The organism is Enterococcus sp. DIV1094 (assembly GCF_017316305.2).
In the GTDB taxonomy this organism is placed as follows: Bacteria; Bacillota; Bacilli; order Lactobacillales; family Enterococcaceae; genus Enterococcus_B; species Enterococcus_B mangumiae.
The window spans coordinates 2,907,005-2,921,257 of record NZ_CP147250.1 but is presented as its reverse complement, the minus strand read 5'-3'; the positions used below and the strand labels follow the sequence as shown (position 1 = coordinate 2,921,257).

Annotated in this window: 13 protein-coding genes; all 13 read left to right on the top strand. The window is 39.4% G+C overall.

Features of this window, described 5'->3' with window-relative positions; all coding sequences use genetic code 11:
* Nucleotides 1–23: 23 nt before the first annotated feature.
* The 13 genes from DOK79_RS13895 to nrdR all read left to right on the top strand — a co-directional run bounded on the left by DOK79_RS13895 (nucleotide 24) and on the right by nrdR (nucleotide 14,243).
* Nucleotides 24–962, top strand: coding sequence for a rhodanese-related sulfurtransferase (locus DOK79_RS13895; protein ID WP_206857221.1), 939 nt, complete (start codon nucleotides 24–26; stop codon nucleotides 960–962).
* A gap of 194 nt (nucleotides 963–1,156) precedes the next feature.
* Nucleotides 1,157–1,894 carry a metallophosphoesterase family protein gene (locus DOK79_RS13890; RefSeq protein ID WP_206857222.1) on the top strand — a complete coding sequence of 246 codons (738 nt, stop codon included), beginning with the start codon at nucleotides 1,157–1,159 and terminating at the stop codon, nucleotides 1,892–1,894.
* 162 nt (nucleotides 1,895–2,056) lie between these two features.
* Complete coding sequence (locus tag DOK79_RS13885; RefSeq protein ID WP_206857225.1) at nucleotides 2,057–4,237, top strand: Tex family protein; 2,181 nt, start codon at nucleotides 2,057–2,059, stop codon at nucleotides 4,235–4,237.
* Complete coding sequence (locus DOK79_RS13880) at nucleotides 4,234–4,701, top strand: SprT family protein (protein ID WP_206857227.1); 468 nt, start codon at nucleotides 4,234–4,236, stop codon at nucleotides 4,699–4,701. Before DOK79_RS13885 ends, DOK79_RS13880 begins: the two co-directional genes overlap by 4 nt.
* A gap of 19 nt (nucleotides 4,702–4,720) precedes the next feature.
* Nucleotides 4,721–5,479 (top strand): YdcF family protein, encoded by a 759-nt coding sequence (locus DOK79_RS13875; protein ID WP_206857228.1) that lies wholly within the window; start codon nucleotides 4,721–4,723, stop codon nucleotides 5,477–5,479.
* 137 nt (nucleotides 5,480–5,616) lie between these two features.
* The gene (gene murC / locus DOK79_RS13870) at nucleotides 5,617–6,951 is read left to right on the top strand and encodes a UDP-N-acetylmuramate--L-alanine ligase (RefSeq protein ID WP_206857230.1); all 1,335 of its coding nucleotides are present in this window, start codon (nucleotides 5,617–5,619) and stop codon (nucleotides 6,949–6,951) included.
* Between the two features lie 327 nt (nucleotides 6,952–7,278).
* Nucleotides 7,279–7,752 carry a MaoC/PaaZ C-terminal domain-containing protein gene (locus DOK79_RS13865; RefSeq protein ID WP_206857232.1) on the top strand — a complete coding sequence of 158 codons (474 nt, stop codon included), beginning with the start codon at nucleotides 7,279–7,281 and terminating at the stop codon, nucleotides 7,750–7,752.
* Between the two features lies 1 nt (nucleotide 7,753).
* Nucleotides 7,754–8,434 (top strand): Bax inhibitor-1/YccA family protein, encoded by a 681-nt coding sequence (locus DOK79_RS13860; RefSeq protein ID WP_206857234.1) that lies wholly within the window; start codon nucleotides 7,754–7,756, stop codon nucleotides 8,432–8,434.
* 250 nt (nucleotides 8,435–8,684) lie between these two features.
* Nucleotides 8,685–11,330, top strand: coding sequence for a DNA polymerase I (gene polA / locus DOK79_RS13855; RefSeq protein ID WP_206857236.1), 2,646 nt, complete (start codon nucleotides 8,685–8,687; stop codon nucleotides 11,328–11,330).
* 140 nt (nucleotides 11,331–11,470) lie between these two features.
* Entirely contained in the window at nucleotides 11,471–12,307 is an 837-nt protein-coding gene (gene mutM / locus DOK79_RS13850) for a DNA-formamidopyrimidine glycosylase (RefSeq protein WP_206857245.1), read from the top strand.
* Nucleotides 12,280–12,900, top strand: coding sequence for a dephospho-CoA kinase (gene coaE, locus DOK79_RS13845; RefSeq protein WP_206857277.1), 621 nt, complete (start codon nucleotides 12,280–12,282; stop codon nucleotides 12,898–12,900). The genes mutM and coaE overlap by 28 nt, the downstream gene beginning before the upstream one ends.
* Nucleotides 12,901–12,958: 58 nt before the next feature.
* Nucleotides 12,959–13,291 carry a CsbD family protein gene (locus DOK79_RS13840; RefSeq protein ID WP_206857247.1) on the top strand — a complete coding sequence of 111 codons (333 nt, stop codon included), beginning with the start codon at nucleotides 12,959–12,961 and terminating at the stop codon, nucleotides 13,289–13,291.
* 466 nt (nucleotides 13,292–13,757) lie between these two features.
* The gene (gene nrdR, locus DOK79_RS13835) at nucleotides 13,758–14,243 is read left to right on the top strand and encodes a transcriptional regulator NrdR (RefSeq protein ID WP_206857248.1); all 486 of its coding nucleotides are present in this window, start codon (nucleotides 13,758–13,760) and stop codon (nucleotides 14,241–14,243) included.
* The last annotated feature ends 10 nt before the right edge of the window (nucleotides 14,244–14,253 follow it).

The window sequence follows — 14,253 nt, the reverse complement described above, 5'->3', positions numbered from 1 at the left end:
AATTGTAGGAAGGAAGTAACTAAATGGATTACCAAGTACTATTATATTATAAATATACAACGATCACTGATCCCGAACTTTTTGCGAAGGAGCATCTTGCTTTTTGTAAATCTTTGAATTTGAAAGGTCGTATTCTTGTCGCAGAAGAAGGAATCAACGGTACGGTTTCTGGAACAATTTCAGAGACTGAGGCATACATGGAAGCGATGCTAGCAGATGAACGTTTTGCAGATACATTCTTCAAAATCGATCCTAGCGAGGGGCATGCGTTCAAAAAAATGTTCGTTCGTGCGCGTCCTGAACTTGTTTCGTTAAAACTAGAAGATGATATTGATCCGAAAGAAATGACAGGGGCTTATTTGTCACCGAAAGAATTTAAAGAAGCGATTCTGGATGAAGATACTGTTGTCATCGATGCACGGAATGATTATGAATATGATCTTGGTCATTTTAGAGGAGCGGTTCGTCCGGATATTCGTAGTTTTAGAGAACTGCCACAATGGATTCGCGATCATAAAGAAGAATTCATGGAAAAACGTGTCGTGACTTACTGTACAGGTGGGATTCGCTGTGAAAAATTCTCTGGTTGGTTAGTGAGAGAAGGATTCAAGGACGTAGGTCAGTTACATGGTGGTATTGCGACATATGGTAAAGATCCAGAGGTCCAAGGGGAACTATGGGATGGCAAAATGTACGTTTTTGATGAGCGTATCGCGGTCGACATCAACCACGTTGATAAGCAGATCGTTGGTAAGGACTGGTTTGATGGTACGCCATGTGAACGTTACATCAACTGTGCAAATCCAGAATGTAACCGTCAAATGTTAGCATCCGTTGAAAATGAAGAAAAACATCTAGGCTCATGTTCCGTAGCATGTGCAAAACATCCAAATAATCGCTATGTGAAAGAAAGAAATCTTTCTACAGAAGAAATCGATGCACAATTAGCAGCGTTTGCTTAATTCGTTTTTTTTAGAACTTAAAATAGAAGGTTAGCGACCATAAAATAAAATGAGAGTCATGAAATTTGTTTTGCAAATTTTCGTGGCTCTCATTTTAGCCTGAAATCAAGCGGTTGTTCCTTTAGCAAAGCGAAAAATGTTGCTACCTTTGAGGGAGAAATTGAGCTATAATCAAATGAAAAGGTGGTGTTATCATGAATCAACCATTTGTTTATGCAATCGGTGATGTCCATGGAAGTTATGATCTTTTTCAAAAATTACTGACGTATTACGATTCACGTATCCATCAATTAGTGTTGATTGGTGATCTAAATGATCGCGGGCCAAAAACAAAAGATTGCTTGCTGTTAGGCATGAAGTTAGCAAAAGAGACGGGTGCGGTGTATTTGCGAGGAAATCATGAAGAATATTTCTTACAATTTCTCCAAGACCCTGAAGATTGGTATCCATCTTATTTACGAAATGGTGGAAGAGAAACAATGGAGAGTCTCTTACATCCAGGTGCAGCAGAAGAGTATTCACCGACGGAGATCGCGATGATGATCCGTTCAAGATATTCAGAACTAGTTGATTTTTTATGCAATTTACCTTTATATTACGAATGGAAAGATTATCTTTTTGTTCATGCAGGTGTTGATTTAACCAAAAAAGATTGGCGAAAGACAAGTCCTAGTGATTTTTTATGGATCAGGGAACCTTTTCATGAGCGAAAGAATTTGACTGGTAAGACGATCGTATTTGGTCATACGATCACTCCATTGCTCCATGGGGATATGCAGACGACCGATTTATGGATACGAGATCAGAAAATAGGAATCGATGGTGGAGCTGTTTTTGGTGGCTCGATGCACGGTGTTGTTTTTGATCAAACTGGAATCATCCAAGATATCGAGTATCAAAACAATCAAGGTCCATGGCAACCTCGTTATTGACAGAAAAGGGCTGGAGAGCATTCTTATCCAGGCCTTTTTAGTTACATTTAGAAATACGAGAATCTATGATAAAATAGACCAGAATGACTTTTTTCGATTCTTGCTATTTATAAGTATAACCGAGAGCAAGTTTCGATTTTGACTTAGAAAAGAGGCTATGTAATGACAGACAAAGTAAATCCAACGATTCTAGATCTTGTAAAAAAAGAATTGGCAGATTATCAAGCAAAGCAGTTATCGACTGTTTTAAATTTATTAGCAGAAGGCAACACGGTGCCATTTATTGCTCGTTACCGCAAAGAAATGACCGGAAGTTTAGACGAAGTACAAATTCGTGAAATCGAAGAGCGCTATGCTTATTTAGAAAATCTTGAGAAACGTAAAACAGAAGTTTTGCGTCTGATCGATGAACAAGGGAAATTGACACCAGAATTACAACAAAGTATTACGCAATCAGTGAAGATGCAGCAAGTAGAAGACTTATATCGTCCTTACAAACAAAAACGAAGAACGAAAGCAACGATTGCCAAAGAAAAAGGCTTAGAACCGTTAGCCACTTGGTTATTGACGCTTACGTCGGCGGAGGTTTTGGCTGAAGCAGCGAAATACGTCACTGAGGAAGTCCCTACGCCGGAAGAAGCATTGCAGGGCGCACACGAAATCATTGCGGAGCAAGTCAGTGACAATGCAAAATTCAGAACATGGGTCCGTTCATATACGTACAACAAGGGACTTTACGAAAGTACGGTCAAAAACAAAGAAAATGACGAAAAAGGCGTATACGAAATGTATTACGAGTTTTCTGAACCTATCCATAAAATCGTTTCGCATCGGATCTTAGCTACTAATCGCGGGGAAAAAGAAGAAGTATTGAAAGTCAGTTTAACGGTTGATGAAGCTGCAATTTTGACTTACTTGGAAAAACAATTGATTCATGATACAACTTCCCCTTCTGCTAGCTATGTTCGTTTAGCGATCCAAGATAGTTATAAGCGATTCATCCAGCCAGCGATTGAAAGAGAAGTTCGTAATGAGTTGACCGAAAAAGCCGATGAACAAGCAATCGCTATATTTGGTGAAAATTTACGTAACTTGTTGTTACAACCTCCTTTGAAAGGAAAAGTTGTCTTAGGTTTTGACCCGGCTTACCGTACAGGCTGTAAATTAGCAGTCGTTGACGCGACAGGTAAAGTGTTGGCGATCGAAGTGATCTATCCGCATAAACCAGCTAATCAAGCAAAAAGAGCCGAAGCAGGCCCTGCATTTGTAAAATTGATCGATCAGTATCAAGTGGATATGGTTGCGATCGGTAATGGTACTGCTAGTCGTGAATCGGAGTTGTTTGTTGCGGAACAATTGAAGTTAGCCAAACATCAAGCTTTTTATGCGATCGTCAATGAAGCAGGCGCTTCTGTCTATTCTGCGAGTGATATTGCTCGGAAAGAATTTCCAGAGTTACAAGTAGAAGAGCGTAGTGCTGTATCGATTGCAAGAAGACTACAAGATCCATTGGCAGAATTAGTGAAAATCGATCCTAAAGCAGTCGGAGTCGGACAATACCAACATGATGTTTCTCAAAAAAGATTAGCTGAACAGTTGGACTTTGTTGTTGAAACAGCTGTCAACCAAGTAGGGGTGGATGTCAATACGGCTAGCCCTCAGTTATTGCAGCATATTTCTGGACTTAACAAGACGACTGCACAAAATATCGTGACTTATCGTGAAGAGCAAGGGGCTTTTGCTTCTCGGGTGCAATTGAAGAAGGTCCCACGTTTAGGACCAAAAGCATATGAACAAGCCATTGGTTTCTTGCGTGTACCTGGTGGCAAAAATGTGCTTGATAATACCGCGATCCATCCAGAAAGCTATCCAGTAGCAAAAGAAATCTTAAAGGCGAATCAACTATCTGAAAAAGATTTAGGAAGTAAAGAAGCCATCGAAAAATTAAGTCAGCTTTCACCGCAACACTTAGTGAAACAAGTACCGGTCGGTGAAGAAACGTTGAAAGATATTTTAGAAGGCTTGACTCAGCCAGGAAGAGATATGCGGGATGAAATGCCTGCACCGCTATTGCGTTCGGATGTATTGAGTATGGAAGATTTGAAGCCGGGTATGGAATTAAAAGGAACGGTTCGGAATGTGATCGATTTTGGCGCATTTGTTGATATCGGTGTGAAACAAGATGGCTTAGTCCATATCTCCAAATTAAGCAATAAGTTTGTGAAACATCCAACTGATGTCGTTTCGGTCGGTGATGTAGTGACTGTGTGGATCGAACAAGTGGACACGAACAAAGGGCGTATCAGCTTGACGATGCTTTCACCTTACGAGGAAAAAGCGTGACGCAAGAAGAATTACAGCAGTTGGTCGAAGAGGTTTCGTTGACCAGCTTCAATCGTCCGTTCAGTCATGAAGCAAAGTTCAATCAGCGGTTGAAAACAACGGGTGGCAGATATCATTTGAGCGATCATCACTTGGATTTTAATCCGACAATGTTTGCGGCAACCAATCAAGAAACGATTATCGGGATCATCAAACACGAGCTGTGCCATTACCATCTCCACTTGACCGGAAAAGGCTACCGTCATCGTGATGCGGATTTCAAACAGTTATTGGCAATGACCGGTGGGTTGCGCTATGCACCAGCAACCCCTTCAAACCGAAGACAAAAAATTGAAAGCTATCAATGCCAACGTTGTGCCAACTGGATCTATCGTAAAAGAAAAATCAATACAGATCGCTATTTATGTGGAAGTTGTAGAGGACGTTTGGTATGGAAAGAAACCACGTATTCGAATGTTGAGTAATGCATGAGGAGTGAGAGAAATGACAGATGAACAAGCAAGAAACGCTGACTGGAATCGTTTATTGGCTTTTTTAGCAGAAGCCGATCCACAGAACTATTCGGAATTAAAAGCCCCAATGCTGATTTTAGCTGGAAACTGCTTGCCTGTTTTAGCAGATGAAGCGGCAAAGGCTTATTTGAACCAGCAAATTGACCAAATCGTTTTAGTCGGTGGGATCGGACATGCGACGAAGTATCTCTATCGAAATTTCGAGAAACAAGGGTATGATTTTGAACAAGGATTAAGCGAAAGTGAACTTTGTGCCAAGTATCTTATTGAAAAATATCATTTACCTGAAGAAGCCATGCTATTAGAAACGAAATCGACAAATAGTGGTGAAAATGCTTTGTTTTCCTATGAGTTGTTAAGCAAACTTGGCTCTTTACCTGAGCGAATCTTGTTGATGAATGATCCTACTTTGCAACGACGAACAAAGGCAACTTTTGAGAAAGAATGGGGCAAGACATCGGTAGATTTTTATAATTATGTGCCGATTCTTCCTCAAGTGACAGAAAGTACCAAGGGATTCAGTTTCTCTGATCAAAGACTAAATGACTTATGGCCTGCTGATTATTTTCAAGCATTGGTGTTAGGAGAAATGGTTCGTTTGAAAGATGATGCCCAAGGATATGGTCCCAATGGGAAGGGGTTTATCGGTCATGTCGATATCCCAGATGAAGTGTGGTCTGCTTATTTACGTTTGATTGCGATCAATGAAAAAGCGTCGCTCAAAAGGTGATAGGAAAGCTGATAGCTAAGTAATAGAGGGGCATCCGAATAAATTTGGTTGAAATTTTTTATCGTTTATAAGATAATGGGTTTCGTGTTGAATGTATGAATAAAATAATGGATGATAGTTAAGAGAAGAGGATTCAAATGAAAAATCAAGAAAACTTGTACCACTTTGTTGGTATTAAAGGCTCAGGAATGAGCTCGTTGGCACTTGTATTACATGAAAAAGGGTTAGATGTTCAAGGATCAGATATTGAAAAATATTTCTTTACTCAAAGAGATTTAGAAAAAGCCAATATTCCGATCTTGCCGTTTAATGCAGAAAACGTGAAACCAGGAATGATTGTAATCGCGGGCAATGCATTTCCAGATTCGCATGAAGAGATCCAACGAGCAAAAGAGCTTGGGTTAGAAGTGATCCGTTACCATGATTTTATTGCCGATTTTATCCAAAATTATACGAGTATCGCTGTCACTGGTTCCCACGGGAAAACAAGTACGACAGGTTTATTATCTCATGTATTGACAGGTATTCGTCCCACAAGTTATTTGATTGGTGACGGTACTGGCCATGGTGATCCAGAGGCAGAATTCTTTGCTTTTGAAGCATGTGAATATCGTCGTCACTTTTTGGCTTACTCACCTGACTATGTGATCATGACGAATATCGATTTTGATCATCCTGACTATTACACAAGTATCGATGATGTTTTCTCTGCTTTCCAAACGATGGCAAAACAAGTGAAAAAAGCGATCTTTGCTTACGGAGATGACGACTATTTACGAAAATTAGAAGCAGATGTGCCAATTTATTATTATGGCATGAATGAAGATGACGATATCCAAGCAAGAAATATTGAACGTACGACCACTGGTTCAGCATTTGATGTGTTCCATGGGGATGAATTTGTTGGCCACTTTACAGTTCCAGCATTTGGAAAACACAATATCTTAAATGCCCTTGGTGTCATTGCTGTTGCTTACTTTGAAAAATTAGATGTCAAAGAAGTGGCGGATGAAATGTTGACATTCCCTGGTGTGAAACGCCGTTTTAGTGAAAAAATCGTGGCTGACATGACAGTCGTTGATGATTATGCTCACCATCCAGCTGAAATCAAAGCAACGATCGATGGCGCGCGTCAAAAATATCCAGATAAACAAATCATTGCGGTCTTCCAACCACATACATTTACTCGTACGATTGCCTTGATGGATGAGTTTGCGGAAGCGTTAGATTTAGCGGACGAAGTATATCTATGTGATATCTTTGGTTCTGCCCGTGAAGAACAAGGGGACGTTAAGATCGAAGACTTAGGCGCAAAAATCAATAAAGGCGGTCAAGTAATCAAAGAAGACAATGTGTCGCCATTGCTTGACTATCATGAAGCAGTCATTATTTTTATGGGTGCTGGCGATGTTCAAAAATTTGAACAAGCTTACGAAAAATTGTTGAGCAGTACGACGAAGAACGTTCTTTGATCATTTAACGGAAAAAGAATTTAGTGTCAAAGAGGTTGTCTTGTGACGGCCTCTTTTTGCGTTTAGTTGCGGATGATTTTTTCTTAAAGCTCGTCTGTTTCTTTTTTAGTTATTGAATCTATCCGGCGTAGTAAAAAAATCTTAAAATATCCAGACAAAATACGACCGGTTTTTGTTCAATTGTGGTATAGTTCTCGATAAATAACGTATGGCAATTCATGCGCTGACTTACATAAGTGAAAGACATAAGCATGTTCTGTAACTTGCGTTTTTTGTATGATTTGGTACAATTGGTACGAATGAATAAATAAACTGGAGGGTTTAAACTTGAACATAAGTAAACCGCGTAAATTAGGAAAAACAATCAATGAGATCGAGGAAGGTGACTCGTTATCTTTAACAGAATCAATCGAAGATAACCAGTTATTATTGTATTTAGGATTAACAAATGATGCCAACCCTTTATATATCCAACATGATTTTGCACAGAAAACGGAATATCATCAACCAATCGTTCCATCTGTGATGTTAATGGGAATCATTACAAGTGCAGTGTCTAAACACTTGCCTGGTCCAGGTTCTCATGTGGTGAATTTTTCAGCTAATTTTGTCGAGCCGGTTTTTCATTATGAAACATTGACGTTTCAGTTTGAAGTCATTCGAGTGGATAAAATGAAAAATGTCGTGACTATTTCAGTGGAGGCAGCAAATACACAAGACAACCGTGTGTTAGATGCCGTAGTCATGGTCCAACCACCAGAATTAGAGCAAGAACCAACTCTTGAAAGTGAAGGTGAATAATATGAACAATCAAATTATTTCAAATAGTATCAACCGCTTTTATGCGAAAGTCTACGGATTTTTAGGAATCGGTCTAGCGTTAAGTGCGCTCACTTCTTATCTAGCGATCCAAGTCTTTCCATATCAAGTAGCAAGCTTTATCAACAACTTCCCATTAGGTTTTATGGGATTATGGATTGTCCAAATCATTTTGGTGTTAGTTTTAGGCACGAAAGCTCAAAAAAATCCAAGCTTAGCCATTGGCGGATTCGTCGCATATTCCTTGCTGAACGGTCTCGTTTTAGCTGTCACGTTAGCTTTCTATGATATTGGAACGATCACGACTGCTTTTATCTCAGCAACAGGGATGTTTATTGGGATGTCAGCGATCGGGATGTTTACGAAAAAAGATTTGACAGGTGTTGGTCGTGCGGGAATGGCAGCATTGATCGGTGTAATCATCGCGATGGTCTTGAATGTCTTTATCTTGAGAAGTAGTGCCGTTGAACTGTTTATCTCATTACTACTTGTAGTGATTTTTGCAGGGATCACAGCTTACGACAATCAAAAGATCGGTAATGTTTATGTCCAATCAAATGGGCAAGCAAATAGTGGCGTTGCCGTATTCTTAGCACTTCAACTATATCTTGATTTCATCAACTTGTTCTTAGCGTTCTTACGAATCTTTGGACGCAATAACTAAGCAATCAAGAAACATGGTGTAAGAGATAAAAATAGTGAATAACGAGAGAATCCACAGAGTTTGATGATCAAATTCTAGTGGGTTCTTTTTTTGTTCGATTAATGGTTTAGAAACCATTCTCAATTTTCTATCTTCCGCCTTAGTGCTGACCGCTTTTCTCACAACCTTTGCCTTGTCCGTTTTTTCTTTTCGCATTCTTAGGCATTCTTTGTTAGAATGAGAAAGAACTTTATAGTAAGGAGTTAAGCGGATGACAAAAAATAAATTATTACTCGTTGACGGAAATAGTGTGGCATTTCGTGCATTCTTTGCGCTGCACAATTCGTTGGAACGTTTTAAAAATCGTAATGGGTTACACACAAACGCTATTTATGCCTTTCATAATATGTTTGAGAACGTCATGCAAAAAGAACAGCCGACGCATGTTTTGGTTGCTTTTGATGCAGGAAAAACAACATTTCGAACAGAGATGTATGCAGAGTACAAAGGTGGACGTTCAAAAACACCGGGAGAATTCAAAGAACAAATGCCTTATATCCGTGAACTTTTAACTGGACTAGGCGTGAAATATTACGAGCTGCCAAACTATGAGGCGGATGATATCATCGGGACCTTAGCAGAAAAAGTAGATAAAGAAAAATTTGATGTGGTTGTCTTATCAGGTGACCGAGATTTGACACAGCTGGCATCAAAAGAAATCAAAGTCGATATCACAGTGAAAGGTGTAAGTGATATTGAAAGCTATACGCCAGAACACGTAGCAGAAAAATACAATGGACTTACACCAAATCAGATCATCGATATGAAAGGGTTAGCAGGTGATGCTTCAGATAATATCCCTGGTGTAACTAAAATCGGTGAAAAAACAGCAATCAAGCTGTTGAACCAATATGGCTCAGTAGAAGGGATCTATGAGCATATCGACGAAATGAAACAAAGCAAGATGAAAGAAAATCTGATCAATGATAAAGAGCAAGCTTTCTTATCTAAAAAATTAGCAACGATCGATACCGATGCACCTGTGGAAGTCGATATTGACTCTCTTGCATACCAAGGGAAAGATTTGGAAAAGTTAGTGCCTTTCTTCAAAGAAATGGATTTCAAACAATTCCTTGCTAAATTAGATGTTGTCGAAGAACAAGCAGAAATGAAAGATATTTTGTTTGAAGTCGTCCATGAGTATGATGAAAGCATGTTCCAGACGAATATGGCTTTATATGTCGAAATGATGGGAGATAACTACCACACAGAAGACATCGTTGGTGTTGCTTGGGGAACATCAGAAAAAATCTATGTCACAAATGACTTAGCGATTTTTGAAAATGAAGCATTTCTTTCATGGATTGAAGATAAGACGCGTTTGAAAAATGTCTATGATGCGAAACGTACGTATGTAGCATTGAACCGCTATGCGACCAAACTACAAGGAATCGATTTCGATGTCTTATTAGGTGCTTACTTATTGGATACCAATGAGAAAAGTGACGACATTGAAGGTGTTGCTACGCATTATGGCTATCATGATATCCAGTCGGATGAAGCGATCTACGGAAAAGGCGCAAAGAAAGGATTGCCAGAAGATGAAGAAGTTTTCTTTGCTCACTTAGCACGGAAAGTTTCAGCAATCAATGGGTTGACTCCTAAACTAAGCCAAGAACTTGCAGAAAAAAATCAAGAGGATCTTTTCCGCAAAATGGAATTGCCTTTATCGATCATTTTAGCTGAAATGGAGATCAGCGGGATCAAAGTGGATGCCACACGTCTGCAAGAAATGAAAATCGAATTTTCAGATCGTTTACGAGAGATCGAGCAAAAAATCTATGAAGAAGCTGGTGAAGAGTTCAATCTGAACTCGCCAAAACAATTAGGTGTGATCCTGTTTGAAAAAATGGGTCTACCAGTGATCAAGAAAACGAAAACTGGCTATTCAACAGCTGTTGATGTCTTAGAACAATTACGTGAGCAAGCACCGATCGTGGATGATATTTTGATCTATCGTCAAATCGCTAAAATCCAATCGACCTATGTCGAAGGCTTGTTGAAAGTGATCCAATCGGATGGAAAAGTCCATACTCGTTACGTTCAGACATTGACACAGACAGGTCGTTTGAGTTCGGTCGATCCTAACTTGCAAAATATTCCGATCCGTTTGGATGAAGGGCGTAAGATCCGTCAAGCCTTTGTTCCGCGAGATAAAGATTGGTTGATTTATTCTTCTGACTATTCACAGATCGAATTACGTGTGTTGGCCCATATCTCAGATGATGAGCATCTAAAAGCTGCCTTTTTAGAAGGGCAAGATATCCACTCAAGTACTGCTATGCGTGTATTTGGGATTGAAAAAGCAGAAGATGTGACACCAAATATGCGTCGTCAGGCAAAAGCAGTCAACTTTGGTATCGTTTATGGTATCTCTGATTATGGTTTATCGCAGAATCTAGGGATCACTCGTAAAGCAGCACAACAATACATCGATACCTATTTTGAAAAGTATCCTGGTGTGAAAGAATATATGGAACGAATCGTTCGTGAAGCGAAAGATCAAGGTTTCGTGGAAACTTTATATCATCGCCGTCGTTATTTGCCGGATATCAATTCAAGAAACTATAACATTCGTTCATTTGCAGAACGTACAGCGATCAACACGCCGATTCAAGGAAGTGCGGCGGATATCTTGAAAATCGCCATGATCGAATTGGACAAACGCTTGAAAGAATCGAACCTCCAAGCGACGATGTTACTTCAAGTACACGATGAACTAGTATTTGAAGTGCCAGAGAGTGAATTGGAAATGTTAGATAAATTAGTGAGTGAAGTAATGGAACAGGCGGTCGCCTTACATGTCCCATTGATTACAGACAGCAGCTGGGGCAAAACATGGTATGAAGCCAAATAATTCTATACTGTTACACCGATAAACAAACATCGAGGGAAGCTCTTGGGTCGGTTTCGTTCGATTCAAGAGTTTCTCTTTTTTCGATAAAAAAGAACGTGCGAGTTCAATCAAATAAGTAAAAATTGCAGGTGAGAAAAAGCATGCCCGAATTACCAGAAGTTGAAACGGTCCGCAAAGGATTAGAGAAATTAGTGAAAAACAAAAAAATCAAAAACGTCCAAGTGTTGTGGCCGAGAATCATTGAACAACCAGAGGTACCGATTTTTGAAGCAACCTTAGTTGGTGAAACTATCGAAGCAATCGGTCGTAGAGGGAAATTTTTGATTTTTCATTTAAGTCATTATGACATGATCTCTCATTTACGTATGGAAGGAAAGTATCAATACGTTGAAAACGATGAACCAATCGATAAACATACACATGTGATTTTTTCTTTTGAAGATGGCAGCCAATTGCGTTACCACGATGTCCGGAAATTTGGTCGTATGACGATTGTGGAAAAAGGTGCGAGCAATACGTATAAAGGAATCTTGAAATTAGGTCCAGAACCTTTACCAGATTTATTTTTATTGAAAGATTTCACTTTAGGTCTACAAAAATCACATAAAGCCATTAAACCATTATTACTTGATCAAAAACTTGTTACTGGTCTTGGAAATATCTATGTAGATGAAGCGTTATGGGAAGCGAAGATCCACCCAGAACAACCCGCAGATTCTTTACGTCCTAAAGAAATCAAGCTGCTTCGTCAAGCAATCATCGATGTGTTATCTCGAGCAGTTGAAGCTGGTGGCACAACGATCCGAAGTTATCTCAATGCGTTAGGAGAATCCGGTAGTTTTCAAGTAGCGTTACATGTTTATGGTCAAACAGGCGAGTTGTGTGTGCGTTGTCAAACACCAATCGTGAAAACGAAAGTTGCGCAAAGGGGGACGCACTATTGTCCAACATGTCAGAAACTAAGAATACCCAAGTAGGATTTGTGTTAGGGTTGACCGGTGGGATAGCGACAGGGAAAAGTACTGCGGCGGCTGTATTTCAGCAATATGGTTTTCCGGTGATCGATGCAGATCAAGTGGCAAGAGAAGTCGTTGAACCAGATACACCTGGACTCCAGGCGCTGGTTCAAGCTTTTGGAAAAGAAATACTGCAAAAGGATGGTCAATTAGATCGGCAAAAACTTGGCCAATTGATTTTTGGTTCTGCGACCGCTCGTGAGCAATTGAATCAAGTATTGGATCCATTTATCCGCGGGAAAATCACTGAAGAAATCGTGAAGAACAAAGCAACACATCCGTTGGTGATAGTTGATATTCCATTGTTATTTGAGGGACATTATGATGCTCAAATGGATGCTGTTGCAGTCGTTTATATTCCCGAATCTCAACAAATCGACCGATTGATGGCACGGAATCAACTAACGAAACAAGAAGCAGAACAACGGGTCAAAAGTCAATTATCCATTGAGGAAAAGAAACGTCGCGCAGATATTGTATTCGATAATCGTCAAACAAAAGAAGATTTATCGGACGAAATCAAAAAATGGTTGTCGTTTAATCGCTTTCTTTGAGTAAATTGCAACATTTTGCTATGCTATTTATATAAAAGAAAGAGGGGGAGATGATACGATGGGTACATTCAAAAACCAAAAAGACAAGGTAGTAGGTTCTGCGAAAGAAAAAATTGGCGAGATTTTCCATAAAGAAGACTTGCTGGAAAAAGGACAGATCCAAGCGGAAGAAGGGAAGATCCGTGAAGATGAGTACCGTGCTAGAATTGCTGAATTAGAAGATCAACATGCTGAAAAAGAGTCAAAACGACAAGATTTGACTAAAGAACGTCAAGATCCTGAAGAAATTCGTGAAGAAAACCAAGACCCCCAAATGGATCATCGCTCAACAGAACAAAAGATCGAAGAAGAGCGTATGAAACGATACACCGGCATTGAAGAAAAGCTGTAAAGCTTTTTAGAAGTCAAAATGACACAGAAAATCAAGAAGAAAAGAAACAGACTGGTCAGACCATGACCAGTCTGTTTTCGTTTGTCTACAAGAAAACACAGCAAATCTTTCACATCATGCGTTTTTTTGACTAGGACAGTCGCATTGTGGAATTGTTTCATGTTATACTAAAAGCAGTAATAAGAAAACGTTTATTACGATCCACTTGATCTTTTCTTAGAGACTCCGTGGATGAAAAAATCAACAGATACTCAGCAATGAGGTTGTGAAAAGTACGTTGACCTGAGCAGTAAGTTAAAAATTGAAAAAAATCTTTTCATATTTTATAATTTTTAAGCTTAGTGTTGCAACTCAGCGTTTTGAACACCATAGATTCTTTCTGGTGTGACGAGTTGACTGATGTACCAACTTCATCTGATTCAAACAAATAAGCGATCAAATTACACCAAGAGAGGTGAAAATTACGATGAGATGTCCAAGATGTCAACACAACAATTCAAGAGTGATCGATAGTCGCCAAGCGGACGATGGTCGAGCAATAAGAAGACGCCGCGAGTGCGAAAAATGTTCCTTCCGCTTTACTACCTTTGAACGAATCGAAGCAGCACCACTATTGGTCATCAAGAAAAATGGTGAACGTGAAGAATTTAATCGTGATAAGATTTTACGAGGCCTGATCCGTTCGGCTGAAAAACGGCCTGTTGCGATGGAGCAAATGGAACAAATCGTCAACCATGTAGAAAATCGAGTAAGAAGTCTTGGCGAAAATGAAGTTTCAACGAATCTGATTGGCGAATATGTCATGGAAGATTTAGTAAACTTAGATGAAATCGCCTATATTCGTTTTGCAAGTGTGTATCGTCAGTTCAAAGATATGTCTGTCTTTTTAAAAGAGCTGCAAGATATTGTCGATAAAGCAAAAGATACAAGCAATAACGAAAATGACGCGTAATTAATAAAGG

Bases quoted from the DNA above. Each gene is read 5' to 3' on its own strand.
- DOK79_RS13895 (WP_206857221.1), top strand. From the start codon at position 24: ATGGATTACCAAGTACTATTATATTATAAATATACAACGATCACTGAT.
- DOK79_RS13890 (WP_206857222.1), top strand. From the start codon at position 1,157: ATGAATCAACCATTTGTTTATGCAATCGGTGATGTCCATGGAAGTTAT.
- DOK79_RS13885 (WP_206857225.1), top strand. From the start codon at position 2,057: ATGACAGACAAAGTAAATCCAACGATTCTAGATCTTGTAAAAAAAGAA.
- DOK79_RS13875 (WP_206857228.1), top strand. From the start codon at position 4,721: ATGACAGATGAACAAGCAAGAAACGCTGACTGGAATCGTTTATTGGCT.
- murC (WP_206857230.1), top strand. From the start codon at position 5,617: ATGAAAAATCAAGAAAACTTGTACCACTTTGTTGGTATTAAAGGCTCA.
- DOK79_RS13860 (WP_206857234.1), top strand. From the start codon at position 7,754: ATGAACAATCAAATTATTTCAAATAGTATCAACCGCTTTTATGCGAAA.
- polA (WP_206857236.1), top strand. From the start codon at position 8,685: ATGACAAAAAATAAATTATTACTCGTTGACGGAAATAGTGTGGCATTT.
- mutM (WP_206857245.1), top strand. From the start codon at position 11,471: ATGCCCGAATTACCAGAAGTTGAAACGGTCCGCAAAGGATTAGAGAAA.
- coaE (WP_206857277.1), top strand. From the start codon at position 12,280: ATGTCAGAAACTAAGAATACCCAAGTAGGATTTGTGTTAGGGTTGACC.
- DOK79_RS13840 (WP_206857247.1), top strand. From the start codon at position 12,959: ATGGGTACATTCAAAAACCAAAAAGACAAGGTAGTAGGTTCTGCGAAA.
- nrdR (WP_206857248.1), top strand. From the start codon at position 13,758: ATGAGATGTCCAAGATGTCAACACAACAATTCAAGAGTGATCGATAGT.